The organism is Mangrovimonas spongiae (assembly GCF_003944795.1).
GTDB classification, from domain to species: domain Bacteria; phylum Bacteroidota; class Bacteroidia; order Flavobacteriales; family Flavobacteriaceae; genus Mangrovimonas; species Mangrovimonas spongiae.
Window position 1 is genome coordinate 128,481 of sequence record NZ_RWBG01000001.1, and the last position, 20,986, is coordinate 149,466.

Here is a 20,986-nt window from a genome sequence, read left to right on the forward strand (position 1 = left end):
ATCTTTACTTTCTTCAAAATAGCTTCTAGTTTTATCTAAGTATCTATTGTATCGTGGTAATAAACTTAAGACAAATCATGATAAAACTATAAAAACGTAGTATTAAATCCTTCTTCAGCAAAAGAACAAATTAAATTGTATATTAAACCACCCTCATTTAAGAAGGCCTAATATATTTATTTTCTTTCTAAAAAATGGTTACTACAAAAAAACAGTTATTATCTATTAAAAGTTTATTGTTAATAACAGTTGTTATAGGATTGTTCGCTTGCAAACAAAATACCGAAAGACACAAGGATACCAATTCTAGAGATCATAGTTCAAAAGGAAATATTAAACCCGTTTATATATCTGTAGAGACTGATGATCCAATGGCTTTGGAGTATTTAAATATACTTGATTATGCCAATTTTAATGGTGGTAAACCAAAAGGACAGCATATAAAAAAGAATGGTAACACCACAGTAATATCATTAGATTCCGTGAAAAATGAAAAAATATTGGAGCTTATGATGTTCGGAAAAAAACTTCACAATACCAAAGTGTTTGTCACTCCAGGAGACAGTATTAATTTGGTAATAAAAAATGAGAAAATTACATTCAAAGGTTTAAATGCCAACCATTATAATTTCTATCAAGAACTAGATAATTTAAAAAGCCCGTATAGCACTATTGGATTTAAAGATAATCCAGAAGACTATAAGATAAAAGTTAACAGCATATTTAAAAAAAGAAAGGCATTTTTCGAAGACTATATTAAAACCCATCAGGTTTCCAAGCAATTTGTAAATCAGGTTAAAGCAGAAATGAAATTTGAATATATGTATAATTTAGTTGCACCACGGTCTATTACTAACAGTATTCCAAATTCGTATGTTAATAATAGGGATGGATTTACTTCTTTATTTAAAAATCAAAGCAAAAACCTTGACACTGATATTTTAAACTTGAAGAATTATTTTGATGATATCAGGATTGAAGATTTTAAAAGATCAGACTTAATTAACAATGATTATTTTAAGCGAAGTCTTTCACTATATATCAGATATTATTTTACAAAACAGCAAAGTGTCGTTTATAATAAAGAAAATTTTGATATTGAGTTAGATTACATTAATAACAACCTAGAAGGAAAAATAGCACGATTTGCTAAGGCTAAAGTTATTGTTGATTATTTTAAGAAAGGCTTCGGACAAGACAAGGTTACACATTCGCGTTTAAAAGCAGAGATTGAAAATTATTTAAAACAAAAAACAGATACATCTTACACAGCTGCTGTTAAAGATGTAAAAGAAGAATTAAAGGTGTTTAATTTTAAAATACCCCATAAAATTCTTCAGGAAAAATTGCTCACGATTAAAGGCGATACCATTGCTTTTAAAGATTTAATTAAAAATAAGAAATCAACAAAGTTTATGGCGTTTTGGATAAATAAACATAAATCATACGATTATTGTGAACGCTGCATTGACGATTTATTAAAAATTAAAAACCTTCAATCACAAATTAATAAAGATAATACCGAATGGATTTTTATTTCAATAGCCAAAACCAAACAATGGCATCAAGACCTAGTTTTATTTAAAAACCACATGAAAGGAATGTCCAATTATAAAGTTTTGGATAAAAAAATGACATCTGAAATGCTTAAATATTTTAAAGTTAACCATGGGAATTTCATACAACTCCCTAGATATGTAATTCTAGACAAAAACAACAAGGTTCTATTTAATGCTGTTCCTAATACTTTTGACGTTGAGAACTTTAAAAGCTTATTAAAATAAGAGGAAATATATTAAACTCATTTCCATTCAGCAAATTAGGCAAGTGAGTGAAACAACAAGAAAAAGCAATGGTCTATTGAGATTGAGTAAAGCTACTGAAAAAACGGGTTTTATGTTTTAAACAATATTCTCTCGCGAGGGATAGACACAAACTGTGAGTGTCTCTAAATGTTCACGGCAAATATAATTTTATAATTTCTCACATGTATGTTAAAAAACATTTTTAAATTAGAAGGTGTTGCTGTTCTCTACAAAAAGCAGCAAAAAGAAATTACAGGAGGCAAGCTTGCTGTCCGGAACATGACAGCTACTCATCAGATAGTTTCTTACAATGGAGGTGTTTATGCATGTGAATGTCAATGGGAATACAATAAGTATGATGGTACTGGTTGGCATACAAGAACAGGGGAGCTTGCCCTACTTATCTTGAAGCTAGTTGTTTGTAGTAAATTTAAGGCTGTCAAATTTGGCAGCCTTAAAAAACTTAAAAGTTATGGAACATATAAAAGTTACATTTGTAATTATTTTAAGTGTAATCGCTAATCAAATAGGTTTTGCTCAAAACTCAAAAAATATTAGGTTGTTAAGCTTAAAAGATTCAACATCGATTGATTTTGCTCATATTTTTTTAGATGAAAAATTAATAACATATTCAGATGAGTCTGGTTATTTTAAGGTGCAACTAAAAAATGATTTTAATATATTGAAAATTGAGCATCTGACTTATGAAACATTTAAAGTAGTAAAGAGCGAATTAAAAAAGCAGGAAGTAATTTTCATGAAAGAGAAAAACAACTCACTAGAAGAAGTAGTAATTTCAGTTAAAAAAAAACCAAAAAAACATATTTTGTTGCCTGAAAAATCTTACAAAGAACTTTTCATGAAGGGATTGGATGTAAGATTTCCTTATAGTTTAAAAAATGCCGTTTATGTTCCAAACGAGTTAAAAGGTGAGAATTATAAAATACGTAATATAGTTTTTCAGTCAAGAAAGGGATTTGATAATCCAAAAGGGAAGTATATTCCGTTCAAACTAAATCTGATGACAGTTGATACAGTTACTTTTTTGCCTAAAAAAAATATATTTGAGAAAGATCTTCCAGTGGGTAAAAAAGAAAATCAAAAAATATTGAAAATTGATGTTTCAGAATATAATTTAGATTTTCCAGAAGAAGGTATATTTATTGTCGTTTCACTTTATGATAAAGATTATTATTTATCAAAAGGATTTACAGATAGACCAGGTTTTGGTCAAACACAAATAAGTAATAATTCAAATTTTTTTGAATTGTTTTGGTATCCTAGTAAGAATAGATGGGAAGAGCCTTTGTATAGCAAGGAAAGAATACAATGTAGGAATTTTGGAATTGAAGTTGTTGAAAAATAGGATTATTAATGTCAAAATTTCCTCACTACAAACAAACTGACTTAAAAAACTATTGCCAACAATAGCTATAAGTAATTGCTAAACCACACAACTACTCATAAGCCGAGACCGTTATGCAACATTAAATCCCATCGAGAATTTGAAGAAAATAGGACTACTAATTATTGTTATTTTACTTATTGGATGTTCTTCTAGTAGAAAAATGAATAAAATCAAATCGCAAATAGATTGTAACAAAACCATCCATATTGTATGGGATGAATCTAGTAATTTGATTCGAATAGAATCCATAGGAACATATAAAAATGGTTACGCCTCGTTTACAAAAGGAAAAAAATTGGATTATAAAAAAACCTTCAAAAAATCATTAGAAGAACTAAACAAAAAGTATAATACAAAATTCATTTTTAGAGAAAGTCATGGATTTCCATCTGATTCCGTTATTCAAGTTACAATCAAAATTGATCAAATTGTTTGGAATAAAGGTTTTAGAAACGCAACTATGGATAATTATTTAACATATCAAACAACTGAAAAAAACATTCAAATAACAGGAAGAAGTAAAGCTCAATCTTACGCAAGAGCTGGTAAAAGTCTCCTACAAAGTTTTGAGCATGGGAATTTATTATTCTTGCAAGCTTTTTGTGAAAATTAAAAACATAAGACTACAGAATCCTTTAGCATTTGCTTTGTGTTTATTTATGACAAATAATATATTGATTTTCATTTTTTTTGGTTTTAAATTTTATGGGTGTCTTTTTAAATTAGATGGGAGTCTTAAAAGAGGCCTTTTTTTAATAGAAATAAGGAATAATCTAACTTGTTGAAGAAAATGCAATTAATGTAGTAAGTGCAGTTAAACCCTAAGTATTGCGTACAAAAAAAGCCTCTACATTGCTGTAAAGGCTTTTGTTATTTGCTCCTCAGGTTGGGCTCGAACCAACGACCCTCTGATTAACAGTCAGATGCTCTAACCAACTGAGCTACTGAGGAAGATTCTTTTTCGCTTTTGCGAGCGCAAATATATATTATTTTTTACTTTCAACAAACTATTTTGAAAAATATTTCTATTTAAAAATAGCTTTAAAGATGTCGTTACCATTAGCAAACAATACCAAAGCAATAAGAATAATAAAACCAACTAATTGGGCATACTCCATAAACTTATCACCTGGCTTTCTACCAGAAATCATTTCATACAATAAAAACATCACATGACCGCCGTCTAAGGCTGGAATAGGCAACAGGTTTAAAAACCCTAACATAATAGATAAAAAGGCGGTGATACCCCAAAAATATTGCCAACTCCAAACCGTTGGAAAAATATCGTAAATCGCTTTAAAACCACCAACACCTTTATACGCACCGGTACTTGGTGTAAAAATAGCTTTAACTTGTGTTACATAAGAAGCTAGTTTTTCTTTGGTTTTCACAAAGCCTACAGGAATGGCTTCAAAAAAGCCATATGTCTTGGTTTCAAACGTATAGTACCCTAACTCTTGTAACGTTTCTGGAGTAGCACCAGTAGCATAAACTAAGCCTAGTTTACCAGCGTTATTAATACTTAAAGGGACCGTTACGGTTTGCTTATCACGCAACACTTCTGCAGTAACTTGTTGGCCTTTAAAGTCGTCTAAAGCAGCAACAACTTGATCGGCATATTTGGTGTCTTTCCCATTTATAGCAGCAATAATATCGCCTTTACGTAAGCCGCTAGAACTATTATGAGACGTATCGGGAACCTTAGAGACTACAAACGGCATTCTTAGGTTTAAAAATGCTTTTTCGTTAGCATCGATAATTTGGGCTAAAAAGTCTTCAGGTAGTGTAATCGTTTCTTGGGTGCCATGACGATCTACAGTAATGTTTGTGCCAAAAAGAACTTTTTCAGAAACTTCAGAGAAGTTTTCTATCGGCTCGCCATCTACAGCAACAACATTATCACCTGTTTGTAAACCAGCTTTATTAGCGACGCTACTTTCTACCAATAACCCATCTTTTATATGATCTACAGGTAAAAATTTATCGCCGTAAACATAACTCATCCCAATATAAATAATTATGGCCAACAAAAAGTTAACCGTAACACCACCAAGCATTATAATTAAACGTTGCCATGCTGGTTTAGAACGAAACTCCCAAGGTTTTGGCTCTTGTGCCATTTGTTCCTTATCCATACTTTCGTCTATCATACCGGAAATTTTCACATAACCGCCTAAAGGCAACCAACCTATACCGTAAACGGTGTCGCCTATTTTCTTTTTAAAGAGTGAAAACTTAACATCAAAAAATAGATAGAACTTTTCTACACGTGTTTTAAACGCCTTGGCTGGTATAAAATGCCCTAACTCATGAAGTACAATAAGTAATGAAAGGCTAAGTAAAAATTGGGATATCTTAATTACAAATTCCATGTAAATTGGTGTCTTATTTTAAATTAACGCACAAAAGTAGTGTTTTTATACCAGTACTAAAAACATTACGTAAAGTGTTCGGTATCGTTTAACAATCATTTAGGAGACTTTTAAATAACCAACATAAAATTTCATTGTAAATTTGTATTGAAAAACATACAAAATGCTCAACTTCTTTAAAGGTTACAAATATATAGGCATTACGCTAGCCATACTTTCGGTAATTATTATTACAACATTTTATTTTATTTTAAAACCCGTTGAAGTCTTACCTATTTATCAACCCGCTATGGTGAATTATGAAATGGTGGATAGCACCATTCAACACCAAAAAAAATACCATAAAATTGCCGATTTCTCTCTAACCAATCAAAATGGAGAGACCATAACGCAAGACACGTACAAAGACAAGATTTATGTGGCCGATTTCTTTTTTACCACCTGTCAAACCATTTGTCCAATCATGACCGACCACATGTATCAAATTCAAAAAAACATTAAAAATGACGATGAAGTGATGTTGCTCTCGCATACTGTTACACCAAATATTGATTCGGTGGCTCAGTTAAAAAAATACGCGCTTGAAAAAGGCGTTATCGATAGTAAATGGAATTTAGTTACTGGTAATAAAAAACAAATTTACGAACTAGCACGTAAAAGCTACTTGGCGGTTAAAACTAATGGCGATGGTGGCCCGTTTGATATGATTCATACCGAAAATTTTATGCTTATCGATAAAAAGCAACAAATTCGCGGGTTTTACGATGGCACAAAGCCAGAAGAAATCGACCGATTACTTCATGATATAGAGGTTTTAAAACAGGAAAATCCTTAGTTTTTTGTTAAGCATTTTTTTACCCTAACTTTTTGACTTATTTTTGCTTTTTAAAATCAATCTAAATAAGCTTGGAAGTTACACTAGCACAACTAAAACGAGGACAAAAAGGCATTATAAAAGATGTCTCGTCGTTTCATATTCCATTAAAACTTTTAGAAATGGGATGTCTCCCAGGTAACGATGTCGAGCTTGTCCAAGTAGCACCGTTTGCCGATCCTATGTATTTAAACATTAATGGCTCGCATTTGGCCATTCGTAAAGAAACTGCTACTCATATTTTAATCAATATTGTCAATGAGTAAGCAGATTAACGTTGCCCTAATAGGAAACCCCAACACTGGAAAAACCTCTGTTTTTAATGCTCTAACAGGCTTAAACCAGAAGGTTGGGAATTACCCCGGAATAACGGTTGAGAAAAAAGAAGGTATTTGCAAATTACCACGTGGCGTTAAAGCCCATATTATCGATTTGCCAGGAACTTACAGTTTAAATGCGTCGTCGTTAGATGAAAATGTGGTTATCGAACTCCTATTAAATAAAAACGATAAAGATTTTCCAGATGTTGCTGTTGTGGTTAGCGATGTAGAAAATCTTAAACGTAATTTATTACTCTTTACACAAATTAAAGATTTAGAAATCCCTACCATTTTGGTCATTAATATGGCCGATAGAATGGCATACAAAGGCATTTCTTTAGATATTGAGTTACTTGAAAAAGAACTTAACACAAAAATAGCGTTAGTAAGTACACGAAAAAACCAAGGCATCTCGCAGCTTAAAGAGCTTATTTCCGATTACAGAAAATTATCTGCCGAGCCGTGTTTAAACGCTAGCGAGATAGACCCAGAATATTTTGGTAATTTAAAAGAAGCCTTTCCAAACCAATTACTGTATAAACTTTGGTTGGTTATTACACAAGATGTAAACTTTGGCGATATAGAACGCCAAGAGTCTGATGCGCTTGAAAACTTTAAAACCAAAAGCAAATCTTACTTAAAAAGACTACAACAAAAAGAAACGATAAAACGCTATCAGTTTATAAACAATGTCCTTAAAAAAGGACAAACTATAGACCTAAAAACAGCTAAAGATTTACGTATAAAATTCGATCGGATTTTAACTCACAAGGTTTGGGGATACCTTATATTCTTTGCTATTTTAATGCTTATTTTTCAAGCCATTTACGATTGGTCTGCCGTTCCTATGGACTTTATAGATAGCGCTTTTGCCTCTTTAAGCGAATGGACTAAAACCACACTACCCGCTGGACAATTTACCAACCTTATCGCCGAAGGCATCATTCCTGGTCTAGGAGGTATTGTTATTTTTATTCCTCAAATTGCCTTCTTATTCCTATTTATAGCTGTTTTAGAGGAAAGCGGTTATATGAGTCGCGTGGTGTTTTTAATGGATAAAATTATGCGTCGCTTTGGCCTTAGTGGAAAAAGTGTGGTGCCACTTATTTCGGGTACTGCTTGTGCTATTCCTGCTGTTATGGCCACGCGTAATATTGAAAGCTGGAAAGAACGTCTAATTACCATTTTAGTCACACCATTTACAACCTGTTCTGCAAGACTACCTGTATATCTTATTATTATCGCCTTGGTTATTCCCGAAGGACGCTTTTTAGGACTTATTAGTTATCAAGCGTTAACGCTAATGTTGTTGTATTTAATAGGTTTTGGTGCAGCTATTGGTTCGGCCTATGTGTTGCATAAAACCATGAAGATTAAAAGTCGCTCGTTTTTTGTAGTTGAAATGCCTAATTACAAAATGCCGTTACTTAAAAATGTTGCTATTACGGTAGTTGAAAAAACCAAAGCCTTTGTTTTTGGAGCAGGTAAAATTATTCTAGCCATTTCTATTATTCTTTGGTTTTTGGCGTCCTACGGCCCTGGAGACAATTTTAATAAAGCAGAAAGCATTGTCACCGAACAATATGCTTCTGAAAATCTTTCGGATGAAGAACTACAACAACACATTGCGTCCTATAAATTAGAGCACAGTTTTATTGGTTTAACTGGTCGCGCCATCGAACCGGTTATTCAACCTTTAGGCTACGATTGGAAAATAGGTATAGCCATTGTAAGCTCGTTTGCTGCTCGTGAAGTATTTGTAGGAACATTAGCAACCATTTATAGTGTAGGTAGCGACGAAGAAGAAACCATAAAAAACCGAATGGCTGGCGAAGTAAATCCTGTTTTAGGAACACCTTTATTTAACCTAGCATCAGGTATTTCGTTAATGCTATTTTATGCCTTTGCCATGCAATGTATGAGCACGTTGGCCATTGTAAAACGAGAAACCAATAGCTGGAAATGGCCTATGCTTCAATTAGTAACTATGAGTACTTTTGCGTATCTTGTAGCTTTAGTAGCTTATCAAATTTTAAAATAGAATGAACGATCTTATTCAAAACATATTAGTATTTACTACTTTAGGAATAGCGTTACTGTTCCTGATAAGGAAATTCATTTGGAAACCTAAAACAACCACATCTAAAAATACTTGTGGAGACACCGATTGTGGTTGCCATTAACCTAAGGCAACGTCTAAAGTCATCATTATAATAAACCCACCAATGAAGCCAAGTGTCGCAATATCGGTATAATTGTCACGCTGGGTTTCTGGGACGACCTCTTCTACCACAACAAAAATCATAGCACCTGCTGCAAAAGCTAAAGCGTAAGGTAGTATAGGTGTAAAAAATGTTACCGCAACAGCACCAATAACAGCCGAAATTGGTTCGACAATCGCACTCATTTGTCCATACCAAAAACTCTTAAATTTACTCACACCTTGACGACGTAATGGCATAGACACGGCTAACCCTTCTGGAAAATTTTGAATACCAATTCCCAATGCTAAGGCTACAGCACCACCAATAGTAGCTTCGGGAATTCCAGCTGCAACGCCACCAAACAATACGCCAACAGCCAAACCTTCAGGAATGTTATGCAAGGCAATAGCCAAAACTAATAATGTAGTTCTATGCCAAGGGGTTTTTACGCCTTCCTTTTCACTTTCCTTAAAATTGATGTGTAAATGTGGTAATACCTTGTCCAACCCAAACAAAAACAATGCACCCAAAGCAAAACCAACTGCTGCGGGAATCACTTTTACAAAACCTTCTCCAGGACTCATTGCAATACCTGGCGCTAACAAACTCCAAAAACTGGCAGCCACCATAACACCACCTGTAAAACCCAACATACCATCTAACAAGGCACGATTCATACCTTTAAAAAAGAACACTAATGCTGCACCAGCTGCGGTTAAAATCCAAGTGAATAATGAGGCATACAATGCACCCAATACAGGATCTATATTTTCAAAATAAGAAATAATTTCTGTCATTTTACGTTTAAATTACTTTTACAAATAGGTTATTAGAAACTGTTTTGGAGATGCTTTTTGTTTCATTATTTATTAAAATAGTCATCGATTCATCAAAATCTTCCTTAGACATCACCTTAAAGTGTGTTCCTAAAGCAATTTCATTTTTATCTAAATAGTTTAAAAATTCTTTTGAAGAGTCTTTTACGCCAACACACAAACATTCATCGCTTGGTTTTAAACTTGCCAATAACTCCTTATCGGTTTTCTTAATATTACCGTGTTTGTCTGGAATAGGATCGCCGTGTGGATCGTGGGTTGGGAAATCTAAAAAGGCATCGAGTTGATTGATGAGTTTTTCTGATTTGATATGCTCCAACTGTTCGGCCACCTCATGAACTTCATCCCATTTAAAATTCAAGTTTTCTACTAAAAACACTTCCCATAAACGATGTTTTCTCACTACCGAAGCAGCAGTTAATCGGCCACTTTCGGTAAGTGTAGCTCCTTGATATTTTTTATAGTTAACCAAGTCTTTTTCGGCCAACTTTTTAATCATATCGGTTACCGAAGACGCCTTGGTTTGTATTTGCTCTGCAATAGCATTGGTACTTACCGATTGACTACCAAACTTTCCCAAATGGTAAATAGCTTTTAAATAATTCTCTTCAGATAAGGTTAACATAGAAAATTAGTTTACGCAAATATACAATTTACTTTCAATAAAATATATATTTAGCCTTGTCTAAATTTAATTTTATATTTGCATAAAAATAAATTTCAAAAGAATGTATTCATTTATATATATCCTAATACCAATTGTTTTATTTCCAGTTAGTGTAATGTCGCAAAGCTTTACCATACAGGGTAAAGTCACCTCAGAAGACGAGCCGCTACCTTATGTTAATGTGTATTTAAAAGGGACTACCAAAGGCGCTGTAACAAACGAGAATGGTCATTTTAAAATCATGAATGTCACCCCAGGTGAATACACCATTATAGCGTCGTTTACAGGGTTTAAAACGGAAATAAAACGCATCACAATTACAACCCAAAACCTAAGCATAAACTTTGCCTTAAAAAACAACGAAAGCCTAGATGAAGTTGTTATCACAGGAACGCTTAAACCTGTTAGCAGATTAGAAAGCCCTGTTCCCGTTGAAGTCTATTCACCTGCATTTTTAAAGAAAAACCCAACTCCTAATATTTTTGAAGCCCTACAAAACGTAAATGGTGTTAGGCCACAACTTAATTGTAATGTTTGCAATACAGGCGATATTCATATCAATGGATTAGAAGGTCCTTATACTCTTGTTCTTATTGATGGAATGCCTATAGTTAGTGGCTTGTCTACTGTTTACGGACTTTCAGGAATCCCCAACTCATTAATTGAACAAGTTGAAGTGGTAAAAGGTCCTGCGTCGTCTTTATATGGCAGTGAAGCCGTTGGTGGGTTGATCAATATTATTACTAAACGTCCTGAAAATACCGCTAAGCTTTCGGCTGATGGTTTTGTTACCAGTTGGGGTGAAGCTAATTTGGATCTTGGTTATAAAGCGAAAATAGGAAAAAAAGCAACAATGCTTTTAGGAACCAATTACTACAACTATTCCAATCCCATAGATAACAACGACGATAACTTTACCGATGTCACGCTGCAAGACCGCATTTCAATCTTTCAAAAATGGGATTTTAAACGTCGTAAAAACCGTAAGTTTTCTCTAGCTGGACGGTATTTTTACGAAGACCGTTGGGGCGGCGAAATGCAATGGAATAAAAATTATCGCGGTGGAAACGACGTGTATGGTGAGAGTATTTACACCTCGCGATTTGAGTTTATTGGCAATTACCAACTGCCTTTTAAAGAGACCATTAATTTTCAGTTTTCATATTCCAATCACGACCAAAACTCAGTGTATGGCGATATGCCCTATATAGCGCAACAACGCATAGGGTTTGGACAATTAGTTTGGGACAAACCACTTAAACATCACGATTTACTCCTTGGAATGGCGGCACGCTATAACTATTACAACGACAATACTACTGCAACCCCAAAAGCAGACGAAGTAACCATTCCTTCTTTATTTCTCCAAGATGAAATCACACTATCATCAAAACAAAAACTATTATTGGGTGCACGATACGATTATGATAAACGCCACGGTTCTATTTTCACACCTCGAATTGCTTATCGTTTTAAACCTAGTAAAGATGATATTATCAGGGTAAATGCCGGTACGGGGTTTCGGGTAGTTAACCTATTCACAGAAGAACACGCTGCCTTAACAGGTGCAAGAGATGTGGTGATAGAAGAAACCCTAAAACCTGAAAAATCATACAACATCAACATCAATTATCTTAAAAAACACTATACTAAAAATGGTATGATGTTCACTTTTGATGCTTCAGTTTGGCACACGCATTTCACCAATGCCATTTTACCTGATTATGATACCGATCCCAATAAAATTATTTATAATAATCTGAATGGCTATGCCACGTCCAAAGGTGCAAGTTTAAATATAGATGCCGTATTTGGAAGTGGTATAAAAGCGCTCTTAGGAGTAACTTATCAAGACGTATCACAAACCGAAAACGATATAACCATAGATCAAATTTTAACCGAAAAATTCTCTGGAACTTGGGCGTTGTCCTACAAACATTACAAAAGCAATTTAACTTTGGATTATACAGGAAATATTTATGGCCCAATGCGATTGCCAACACTAGGCGAATTAGATCCAAGAAGTGATAAGTCACCAACGTGGAGCATTCAGAACATACAACTCACTTTTGATGGGTTAAGCAATCTTGAATTTTACGCTGGTATAAAAAACTTATTAAACTGGACACCAAATAAAGGCGAGCCGTTTATTATTGCTCGTGCTCACGACCCATTTGATGAACAAGTACAATATAATGCAGATGGCAGTGTAATGGCTACTCCCGAAAACCCTTATGCATTAACGTTCGACCCATCGTATGTGTATGCGCCAAATCAAGGGCGACGCTTGTTTTTTGGAATACGTTTTAATGTGAATTAAAAGCCTCGCTCTTTTTGAAGTTGCTCGTAAGCTTCTTGTACTTGACGGAATTTTTCCTTAGCCCCTTCTTGATGTTCTTTCCCAAGGTGAATCACCTTGTCTGGATGATATTTCTTAGCCATTTTTCTGTAAGCTTTTTTAATCTCATCAACAGAAGCTGATTTATCGATTTCAAGAATTTTATAGGCATTGTCGCTACTGTTATAAAACATCGCTTTAATGCTTTCAAAATCTCTATGGCTTATACCTAAATATCCTGAAATGGTTTGAATTTGTTTTACCTCAGCATCACTAACATGTCCATCGGCTTTGGCAATTCCAAATAAAAAATGAAGCAATTGTAAGCGCGATGGGTGATCCATCATTTGACGGATTTGCAAACACACTTGTCTCGCCGAAATATCTTGCTTATTAATACTTTTAAACAACTTAAACGCTTGATTTGCACGCTCTTTTCCGTACATTCCAGCAAATTGTTGACGCACGTAATCTAATTCACGTTGATCGGGTTTGCCATCAGCTTTTATAACAATAGATGCCAACACCAAAAGGCTCACTTCAAAATCGCCCGACTGTGTTCTTCTAGTTTGGTATTGTCTTTTAAACGTTTTTGCTTCACTACTAGACATTCCATCAATTACACCACCTAAAGCCATACCTACAATGGCTCCAATAGGACCACCAAATGCCCAACCTAAAGCAGCTCCAATCCATTTTGTAAAACTCATTAACTATCAATTTTATTTATGGGTAAATATACTATTTGTTTGTAGAACAGATATGGAGTTTGTTACACAATTGGTATCTTTGTACAAACAAATAAAAATTCTAAAAACACATAATATATGTATCCAGCAGAATTAGTAAAACCAATGCGTGAAGACTTAACTCAGGTAGGTTTTGAAGAATTACACACAGTAGAAGCTGTAGATGCTGCCATAGCCAAAGAAGGAACTACTTTAGTAGTTGTAAATTCGGTTTGTGGTTGTGCCGCTGCCAATGCTAGACCAGGGGCTAAAATGAGTTTAAACAATGCTAAAAAACCAGATCATTTAGTAACGGTTTTTGCAGGTGTTGATAAAGATGCTACAGATAAGGCAAGAGCGTATATGATACCATTCCCTCCAAGCTCGCCAAGTATGGCGTTGTTTAAAAACGGTGAATTGGTGCATATGTTGGAGCGTCATCATATTGAAGGGCGCCCAGCTGAAATGATTGCTGAAAACCTTGTTGATGCTTATAACGATCATTGTTAAGCAAACACAAAACGATTTAAAAAAGGTCATTGAAATTCATCAATGACCTTTTTTTATGGATATTTTTTAGACTAAATCTCTAATTGCTTTTTACCAGTCTAATAGTTTCGCTACCTTTTTCAGTAGTAATCTTTGCAAAATATAAACCGTTAGGCAGTTCTTGTGCATCTATCGTGCTAATTGCAGTATTGGGCTTTAACGTAAATATGTTTTTGCCTAAGACATCCAATACTTGTATCTCAGACACAATAGCGTTTGAAACCACGTTCCAACTGTCTTTGGTTGGATTTGGGAATACTTTAAAATCAATGCTAGTAAACTCATCATTACTCAACACATTGGTAGTACTGAAGAATATATTATCAATAAATACAGTTCCGTTTCCAGTTACTAGAGTCTGAATAAGATCCGTACCATCCCAAGTCCCACTAACTAAAGCCGGAAAATTAGCAAAATGATCTAACGGAATAAACACACTAACCCACTGACCCGTTTCCAAAGGTCCATCGACGCCAAATCTGAAAAATGGTTCTTCTGGGTTTCCACAACAAATGGTTGCGCTCAATGATTGGTCTACCAATGAAAAATTCCAAGCTGTGGATGTTGTAGCATAATAATTTAAGTGTACATAACTGTAAGTAGCTGTCGCGTTAAAGCTTTCACCAAATCCACTACCAAAGTAGTCTAAGTTCTCTGCTTTAAGTACAATGTCTCCATTTAAATCAGGCTGTGAGATAGTCACACTTCCTGCAAAATCCACTAAATTAAACCCTGAAAAGTCTGATGAGTTAGGGTTACCGCTAAGTTCACTATAAATGTAAAAATCTGAACCTGTTGAACCATTGTTATCTGGACCATCGGTTGGATCGGCTGGTGGGCAAGGCTCACAATTAGGCCCCCCACAATCGACTTGCTCCTCTCCATTGTTTAAGATGCCATCATCACAACTTTCTGGGCAAGGTGCACAATCTGGCCCACCACAATCTACACCCGTTTCATCACCATTTTGTACACCATCGTCACAAGTTGGTTCTGGAGCACCAACTTGCACAATATCATCAATGTACCAAATACCACCATTACCTGCACCAACAGTTGTACAACTAGCACCTTCGCAAGCTGGATCATAATTTGGCTGTATCACAAGAGTTGTGTATTGTTCAGTTCCTGTTAGCCCAGGCTGATTTGAAAAATCGAAGATTACTTCTGTCCAAACATTTGCTGTTGATATAACAACATCTCTATTATAAGTTGGTTCAGAATTAAGACCTATTTGTATTTGAAATCTAATACTTTGATTGGCAATTGGTGCCCAAACCTTCATGGTAAATGCTGTTCCATTTGCTAAGTCAATAAAAACAGAGCCCGGGGTTTCATATCCAAAACCAGCAAACCAGTCTGCTGCATCTGGCTTATTGACTTCCAAAACCCGTGATGACGTGTTTATTCCTGAAATATCAGGGTTTGCTATGTTAGCATATCCCAGACTTCCAAATTGAAAATTTGCAGATGTAGTACCATCCTCAAAATCCAATGGTAGAGATTGACCAAACATCACTGCGGATGAAAGGGTAAACACTATAAGTAAAATTTTTTTCATTGTTAATATGGTTTAAATTAATATTTAGTTTTAAAAAGTTATTATATTCTAATCCGTTCATGTAAAAATACTTATTGAAACTCAAAAAAATCAATTTTACACCACTACAAAAACTATACAATCATATAAAAAACCCTTATTTTTTAAGGTTTTAACAAAATTAATAGCTCTACAGTACCGAATTATCGACTTTTTGTGTTTTAAATTTCATATTCTCATTTTTGTCCCAAATACCCCAAAACGCACCAACGTCTCCTTCGGTTCCCACTTTCCAAGACTCATCAAAAGAAGAGAAATAAAACATTTCTATATCATCTTCCTTGGCCCATTTTTGAGCATTGATAAAATACTTGATGGCGTTCTCTTCTGATGGAAAGGCACCTTCCAAATTAGTACCTTGATTAGGCCAGCCCGTTTCAGAAATGATTACTTTCTTACCATTGGCGGCTCGTTTAGCCCTGTTGTACATATCTTTCATATACAATAGCGAATAGTCTTGGTCACAACCTTCCCAAAATGGATAGCAATTGGCCAAAATCACATCACAGGCTTCGGTAATAGCAGGTCGCTCTGTAAATTCGTAATAAGCATCAACATAACCTACTGGCACGTTTTTAATGGATGCTTTGGCTCTGTAGATAAAATCCAATAGCTCATCTTCGGTCAAATCGCCTCTATACATTACCTCATTACCAACAGCAGCAATATCTACAGCACCACTTTTGCATAAATTGATTAAACCCAAAAGTTCCTTTTCATTGATTTTTGGATCCTCACCAAGCCAAGCGCCAACCAGTGTTTTAATGCCATATTCTTTTGCTATTTGCGGTATGAGTTCGTTGCCTTCTGTTGTTGAGAATGAGCGCACCCATTTGGTATAAGGCGCAATAATTTCCATTCGTCTTCTTATTTGGCTTTCTGATAGCTGGTCTCCTGGTTTTTGCCCTTCTTCATAAGGACTAAAGCACAAACCGTGCATACCTTGATTCAAAAATCCATGAAACAGCTCTCTTAGTTCTTCTATGCTTTTATTGGTATAATCCATAGAAGCTAGTGCTAAAAATTTCTCGTTTCGTAACGACATTACTTTGTAAATCTTTTTATGGTTTATAATTCTCCTCTTCTCTTGACCAGGATAGCTTTAATTTCTCGTGCGCGGTCCTCGGTTAAAGTATATTTCCACATAACCCAAATGGCCAAGGCAGCTGTTAAGGCAGGTAAAGCAATATCTGTAATTCGCATTCCCGTCAGAGCTTCAGCCGTTTGCGTTGAAGCTGTTGGGTCGTAGCCTAAGACTTTTAATATTATTCCTGAAAAGACAAGCGCAATACCTTGTCCCACTTTTATCATCCACCAGTAAATGGCTCCAAAGGTGCCTTCCTTACGTGGCATTCCGTTTTCCAATTCATCTAAATCGCAAACATCGGCTGTCATACTCATCATTAAGGTAAACAAGCACCCCATACCAAATGCCATTAGTGGAATTGGCAAGAAAATCATATAGTGATTTTCGGGATCGAAGCCCCACCATTTTAAAATATAACCTACGATTGAAATGGCAGTAGCGTAGATGAAAGCCTTTCGTTTTCCGAATTTATTGGCCATCCAATTGATAATAGGAATAGCAATAAAAGCAGTGTAAGCTGCAGTAACGGCAGGGAAAAGTGCCACCCACCATTTTGAAGCTCCCCAATCGCCGTCAAACATATAAAAGTTGATGATGAACACTCCAAATTCGGCAACAATCTGAAAGCCATTAAAGACCAAAAAAGTAGCTAAGCATAGTTTTACAAAAGGCTTGTTATTAAAAACTATTTTTATGCCTTTAAAGATTTTACCTATACTTTTAAAAACACTTTTTAAGGTAATATCCTCTCTACCTTCCATTTTACTAGCATCAATTCCTCTACAAAATATGGCAGGCAAAATACCTAGGGCAATAATCACAAAACCCGAAATTAAAGCTACCGTACGCACACCTTCGGGTTGAGTGGTAAAAATATTCTTATCTGGTATAAGCACATATAAAAATGGCACCAACATCCAAGCAACTTGACCAATGGTGTTAGCAAAGCTCATAAGTCGGGTACGCTCGTTATAATCGGAAGTCATCTCATAGCCAAGTGCAATGAGTGGTGTGGAGAAAATGGTGTTTCCAAAAATCAAAAGGATTGAAAAAATTAACAAATACCAAAAATTATACATTTCAGGATTAGTGTCATATACTTGCCACAGGATGACAAAAATAATCCCAGTAAAAATCGCGCCAATAAAAATATAGGGGCGACGTCTTCCAAATCTCGAACTTGTATTATCAGAAACGTAACCCATAACAGGATCGGTTATAGCATCAAACAAACGTGGAATTCCAACAATAAGCCCTGCCAACACGGTGTCCATTCCAAAACCATCGGCAGATTTAAGAATGACCACAAAAACCCCTAAAATTCCAGGAACTAGATTATTTATTAAATGTCCAGCACCAAAGGCCGCTTTTTGTCCGATAGGCACTTTATCTCTTGAGGCTGTGTTCTGATGTGACATATTATTTTTTTTAGTTTGTTAATACTAGTGTTTGTATGGCTTGTTTGTTAATTGAAATGTCTTTTGAGAGTTCGCCGAGAGTGATCGTGAACGATTTTTGGTGTTCGGTTGGGTTAAAGACCACAACGGCAATGGAATTATCTGGGTTTTGAACGGCTGCCACTTGCAGTTCTTCATCGGTATGCTTGACATCTACAACTTGGCCTCCTGGTCTCATATACTTACTAAAATGTACCATAGTATGATATAATGGCGTAAAATAGACCTCGTCGTTTTCGGGATCGACAATCACTGGTGCTACACACCAGTTCTTGAACCAGTTGGGGCCACCTTGCCTGTCCAAAACCATATTCCAATCTACCCAACCATCAACCCAATTGTTCAAGCAACCAATAATATCTCTTGCATAGCGATGTACGGGAACATATTTTGGGTGTAGATATTTTTCATCCTCAGCAGCCCAATCCCATCCCCAATCGGTGGCTTCCTTGCTCCAATACCAGTCATCGTCTTTCCAATGTGGCACTTCAGCATCGATGCAGCCTTCAGTTTCAATAAGATACTTGTTGGGTGCTTTTTTATGTGCATATTGCAAATCTTCTGGAAAAACTTCAAAAGTGCTTTCGTACCAATGAATGGCTGTCCCATCGTAATATTTAGAGCTTTCCTCGGTAGCAAACATCACATCTACCCATTCTTTTAAGCCAGCTCTATTTTGGTCGTAACCCAAAATAATCTTATCGCCATAACCGTCAGTTTCCAGTTTTGGCCCTAAATGGTTAACTACAAAGTCTGTCATTTCCTCTGGTGTAAAATGCATACTTTCCCAGTTGTTGCCATTACCATGGGGTTCGTTTTCTACCGTAAAGCCCCAAATATCTATACCTTCTGCTTTGTAGGCCTCTAAATATTTTGAAAAAAACAGTGCCCAAGTATCATAATATTCAGGCAAGAGCTTTCCGCCAACCCAATGGTTATTGTCTTTCATCCAAGGTGGTGCGGTCCAGGGCGAAGCAAAGAGTTTAAACCCGTCTTCTGAAGTTTGCATTGCCGCCTTTATCATTGGGATCAAATCTGCTTTATCTTCCTTGACCGAAAAATCCTTAAGCGCCTTGTCTTTGGTTGGCGCATAAGAATATTGGCTTAGCGAAAAGTCGCAAGAATTCATATGCGTTCTGCATAACGAATAATTGGCGCCTTCTTTACCAAAATAAGCCTGTATGATTTTTTTGCGATTGTCTTTACTCAGCTTGTTCAACAAATACGCTGAAGACTCAGTAAACGCACCTCCAAAACCTGTAATGGTTTGAAACGTTTTGTCTGGATTTAGCTGTATAGAGCTTTTGTCTTCCTGAACGGAAAACGTAGTCAGTCTCGTTAATTTATTCCCGTTTGAAGCTGTTTCAAAAACGTCTATTTGGAGGGATTTTTCTTTTGAACAAGCACTCATAATTATTGCAGCAATTAGTATGTAAGCGTTCTTAAACATTGGTTTAGTGAGTTGCTAATTTTTTTCTTTGAACAGGCATTTCTACCGTTTTCATTAGTTCTTCGGTATTGCCATCAAACGTTTTTACTATTGGTTTTCCATCACGAGACAAGCCTTTAAAAACATGATCATCAACAGATTGCCAAAGCGCATATTTTGCTTTTCCATCTACGGTAAACAAGCCAAAATGATTCTCCGAACCTTTATCATTTTGGGCATCTTTCCAAGGCTCGTCAAAAGCTTCAAAATAGAAACAGGAAATCCCTTCCTTATTGGTCCAATCTCGCATGTTGTGATAGTAAAGCGCTTGTTTGTATTCGTCTGTTGCTTTTGAACCATTTGAGCCATAATGGCCGTTTGAAATCGACGCCCATCCTGTTTCGCCAATATGGATTTGTTTTGTAGAATCCACACTGTGGACATACTTTGAAACGTTGTGGTATTGGTTTTGGGCAAACGTAATGGCACGTTGCATCGCAGCTTCAATCTTTTGCTGGCTTGAAAGGGTTTTTTCTTCGTCGTCAATTCCCCAAAATTGTGGATTGTAATGGGTGTTATGATACGGGTAGGTATGCATCGATATAAAATCGACAGCTTTAATGAGTTGTTCCAAATCTTTATTATGATAGCTCTTATCGCCTCCGCCCCAAGACGCAAAATCGTCTGAACTGGTAACCCATAGATCTTTGGGCAGCTTACCCTCTTTCTTTAGGTTTTGTAAATGGTTAACCCATTTTAAAATTACGTTGGGTTGCACATAATAAGTGGTTGCCCATCGTACCATAGCTTCGTTACCTACGGCTATTATTTTTATGATATCTGGATATTGATTGGCCAAATCGACTGCACGCTTAATTTCGTCAGCATTTTTTTCACTCTCTACAGAGTGGTCTGGCTCTAAATTGGTCCAAGCATTTTTGCAATCTATCCAAGCACCAAGCATTACGTACATCTCAAAGGTTTTATCTTCCTTTTTTAACTGCGTAATGGCTTTCATTAGGTTTGAGGCCTGAGCCAATTGCACGTTGTAAGTTCTCAGCACTTTAATGTTTAAAGCTTTAAGAATTTTTAAATCTTCTTTTATCTGTGTTACCGTTGGCTGATATTCTCTAGAAGTTTTACGATAACCTCCATAGGAAATAGCTTGATAGTCTGGATTGCCTAGGATCTCTTTTGCAGTCATACGTTTTGTAGGTTGGGTTGGTGATTGCGTTTCTTTATCTTTTTTACAGGACAAAACACTTAGCAAAAAAGCCATTATTACTGTTATGTACCGTAGTGTTTTCATTAT

General features: G+C 35.6%; 19 protein-coding genes and 1 tRNA gene. 10 read left to right on the plus strand and 10 right to left on the minus strand.

Going from position 1 to position 20,986, the window contains the following annotated elements; genetic code table 11:
- The first annotated feature begins 194 nt into the window (after positions 1–194).
- The 4 genes from EJA19_RS00625 (at position 195) to EJA19_RS00640 (ending at position 3,826) form a co-directional block, all read left to right on the plus strand.
- Positions 195–1,784 carry a hypothetical protein gene (locus EJA19_RS00625; protein ID WP_125466408.1) on the plus strand — a complete coding sequence of 530 codons (1,590 nt, stop codon included), beginning with the start codon at positions 195–197 and terminating at the stop codon, positions 1,782–1,784.
- 207 nt (positions 1,785–1,991) lie between these two features.
- A complete protein-coding gene (locus EJA19_RS00630; protein ID WP_125466409.1) occupies positions 1,992–2,327 on the plus strand; it encodes a hypothetical protein in 336 nt (111 codons plus the stop codon).
- Positions 2,278–3,171: a peptidase associated/transthyretin-like domain-containing protein gene (locus EJA19_RS00635; protein WP_125466410.1), complete on the plus strand. Its 894-nt coding sequence runs from the start codon at positions 2,278–2,280 to the stop codon at positions 3,169–3,171. Before EJA19_RS00630 ends, EJA19_RS00635 begins: the two co-directional genes overlap by 50 nt.
- Positions 3,172–3,310: 139 nt before the next feature.
- Positions 3,311–3,826, plus strand: coding sequence for a hypothetical protein (locus EJA19_RS00640; RefSeq protein ID WP_125466411.1), 516 nt, complete (start codon positions 3,311–3,313; stop codon positions 3,824–3,826).
- A 264-nt stretch (positions 3,827–4,090) separates the two neighbouring features.
- Here EJA19_RS00640 and EJA19_RS00645 read toward each other — a convergent pair.
- Positions 4,091–4,164: transfer RNA gene (locus EJA19_RS00645), tRNA-Asn, on the minus strand.
- Between the two features lie 74 nt (positions 4,165–4,238).
- Positions 4,239–5,585 carry an RIP metalloprotease RseP gene (rseP, locus tag EJA19_RS00650; RefSeq protein WP_125466412.1) on the minus strand — a complete coding sequence of 449 codons (1,347 nt, stop codon included), beginning with the start codon at positions 5,583–5,585 and terminating at the stop codon, positions 4,239–4,241.
- A gap of 163 nt (positions 5,586–5,748) precedes the next feature.
- Here rseP and EJA19_RS00655 point away from each other — a divergent pair, with 163 nt between their 5' ends.
- The 4 genes from EJA19_RS00655 (at position 5,749) to EJA19_RS00670 (ending at position 8,962) form a co-directional block, all read left to right on the plus strand.
- On the plus strand, positions 5,749–6,420 hold the full coding sequence (locus EJA19_RS00655; RefSeq protein WP_125466413.1) for an SCO family protein: 672 nt from the start codon (positions 5,749–5,751) through the stop codon (positions 6,418–6,420).
- Positions 6,421–6,491: 71 nt separating this feature from the next.
- The gene (locus tag EJA19_RS00660) at positions 6,492–6,725 is read left to right on the plus strand and encodes a FeoA family protein (protein ID WP_125466414.1); all 234 of its coding nucleotides are present in this window, start codon (positions 6,492–6,494) and stop codon (positions 6,723–6,725) included.
- Positions 6,718–8,820 (plus strand): ferrous iron transport protein B, encoded by a 2,103-nt coding sequence (gene feoB, locus EJA19_RS00665; RefSeq protein WP_125466415.1) that lies wholly within the window; start codon positions 6,718–6,720, stop codon positions 8,818–8,820. Before EJA19_RS00660 ends, feoB begins: the two co-directional genes overlap by 8 nt.
- Before the next feature lies 1 nt (position 8,821).
- Positions 8,822–8,962: a FeoB-associated Cys-rich membrane protein gene (locus EJA19_RS00670; protein ID WP_125466416.1), complete on the plus strand. Its 141-nt coding sequence runs from the start codon at positions 8,822–8,824 to the stop codon at positions 8,960–8,962.
- On the opposite strand, the gene EJA19_RS00675 is transcribed toward EJA19_RS00670, so the two are convergent.
- Positions 8,959–9,780 carry a ZIP family metal transporter gene (locus EJA19_RS00675; RefSeq protein ID WP_125466417.1) on the minus strand — a complete coding sequence of 274 codons (822 nt, stop codon included), beginning with the start codon at positions 9,778–9,780 and terminating at the stop codon, positions 8,959–8,961. The genes EJA19_RS00670 and EJA19_RS00675 overlap by 4 nt on opposite strands.
- 7 nt (positions 9,781–9,787) lie before the next feature.
- Positions 9,788–10,444: a metal-dependent transcriptional regulator gene (locus EJA19_RS00680; RefSeq protein WP_125466418.1), complete on the minus strand. Its 657-nt coding sequence runs from the start codon at positions 10,442–10,444 to the stop codon at positions 9,788–9,790.
- A gap of 103 nt (positions 10,445–10,547) precedes the next feature.
- Between EJA19_RS00680 and EJA19_RS00685 the strand changes: the two genes are divergently transcribed.
- Positions 10,548–12,806: a TonB-dependent receptor gene (locus tag EJA19_RS00685; protein WP_125466419.1), complete on the plus strand. Its 2,259-nt coding sequence runs from the start codon at positions 10,548–10,550 to the stop codon at positions 12,804–12,806.
- Here the strand turns inward: EJA19_RS00685 and EJA19_RS00690 are convergent.
- Complete coding sequence (locus tag EJA19_RS00690) at positions 12,803–13,534, minus strand: TerB family tellurite resistance protein (RefSeq protein WP_125466420.1); 732 nt, start codon at positions 13,532–13,534, stop codon at positions 12,803–12,805. The two genes, EJA19_RS00685 and EJA19_RS00690, sit on opposite strands and share 4 nt — an antisense overlap.
- A gap of 117 nt (positions 13,535–13,651) precedes the next feature.
- Between EJA19_RS00690 and EJA19_RS00695 the strand changes: the two genes are divergently transcribed.
- A complete protein-coding gene (locus EJA19_RS00695; protein WP_125466421.1) occupies positions 13,652–14,062 on the plus strand; it encodes a BrxA/BrxB family bacilliredoxin in 411 nt (136 codons plus the stop codon).
- 79 nt (positions 14,063–14,141) lie between these two features.
- Here EJA19_RS00695 and EJA19_RS00700 read toward each other — a convergent pair whose 3' ends face one another.
- The 5 genes from EJA19_RS00700 to EJA19_RS00720 all read right to left on the minus strand — a co-directional run bounded on the left by EJA19_RS00700 (position 14,142) and on the right by EJA19_RS00720 (position 20,983).
- Entirely contained in the window at positions 14,142–15,662 is a 1,521-nt protein-coding gene (locus EJA19_RS00700; protein WP_125466422.1) for a T9SS type A sorting domain-containing protein, read from the minus strand.
- Positions 15,663–15,831: 169 nt separating this feature from the next.
- Positions 15,832–16,746 carry a glycoside hydrolase family 17 protein gene (locus EJA19_RS00705; RefSeq protein WP_125466423.1) on the minus strand — a complete coding sequence of 305 codons (915 nt, stop codon included), beginning with the start codon at positions 16,744–16,746 and terminating at the stop codon, positions 15,832–15,834.
- Positions 16,747–16,769: 23 nt separating this feature from the next.
- The gene (locus EJA19_RS00710; RefSeq protein WP_125466424.1) at positions 16,770–18,206 is read right to left on the minus strand and encodes an MFS transporter; all 1,437 of its coding nucleotides are present in this window, start codon (positions 18,204–18,206) and stop codon (positions 16,770–16,772) included.
- Positions 18,207–18,216: 10 nt separating this feature from the next.
- Entirely contained in the window at positions 18,217–19,695 is a 1,479-nt protein-coding gene (locus EJA19_RS00715; RefSeq protein ID WP_125466425.1) for a glycoside hydrolase family 30 protein, read from the minus strand.
- 4 nt (positions 19,696–19,699) lie between these two features.
- Positions 19,700–20,983, minus strand: coding sequence for a glycoside hydrolase family 17 protein (locus EJA19_RS00720; RefSeq protein WP_125466426.1), 1,284 nt, complete (start codon positions 20,981–20,983; stop codon positions 19,700–19,702).
- Positions 20,984–20,986 lie beyond the last annotated feature (3 nt).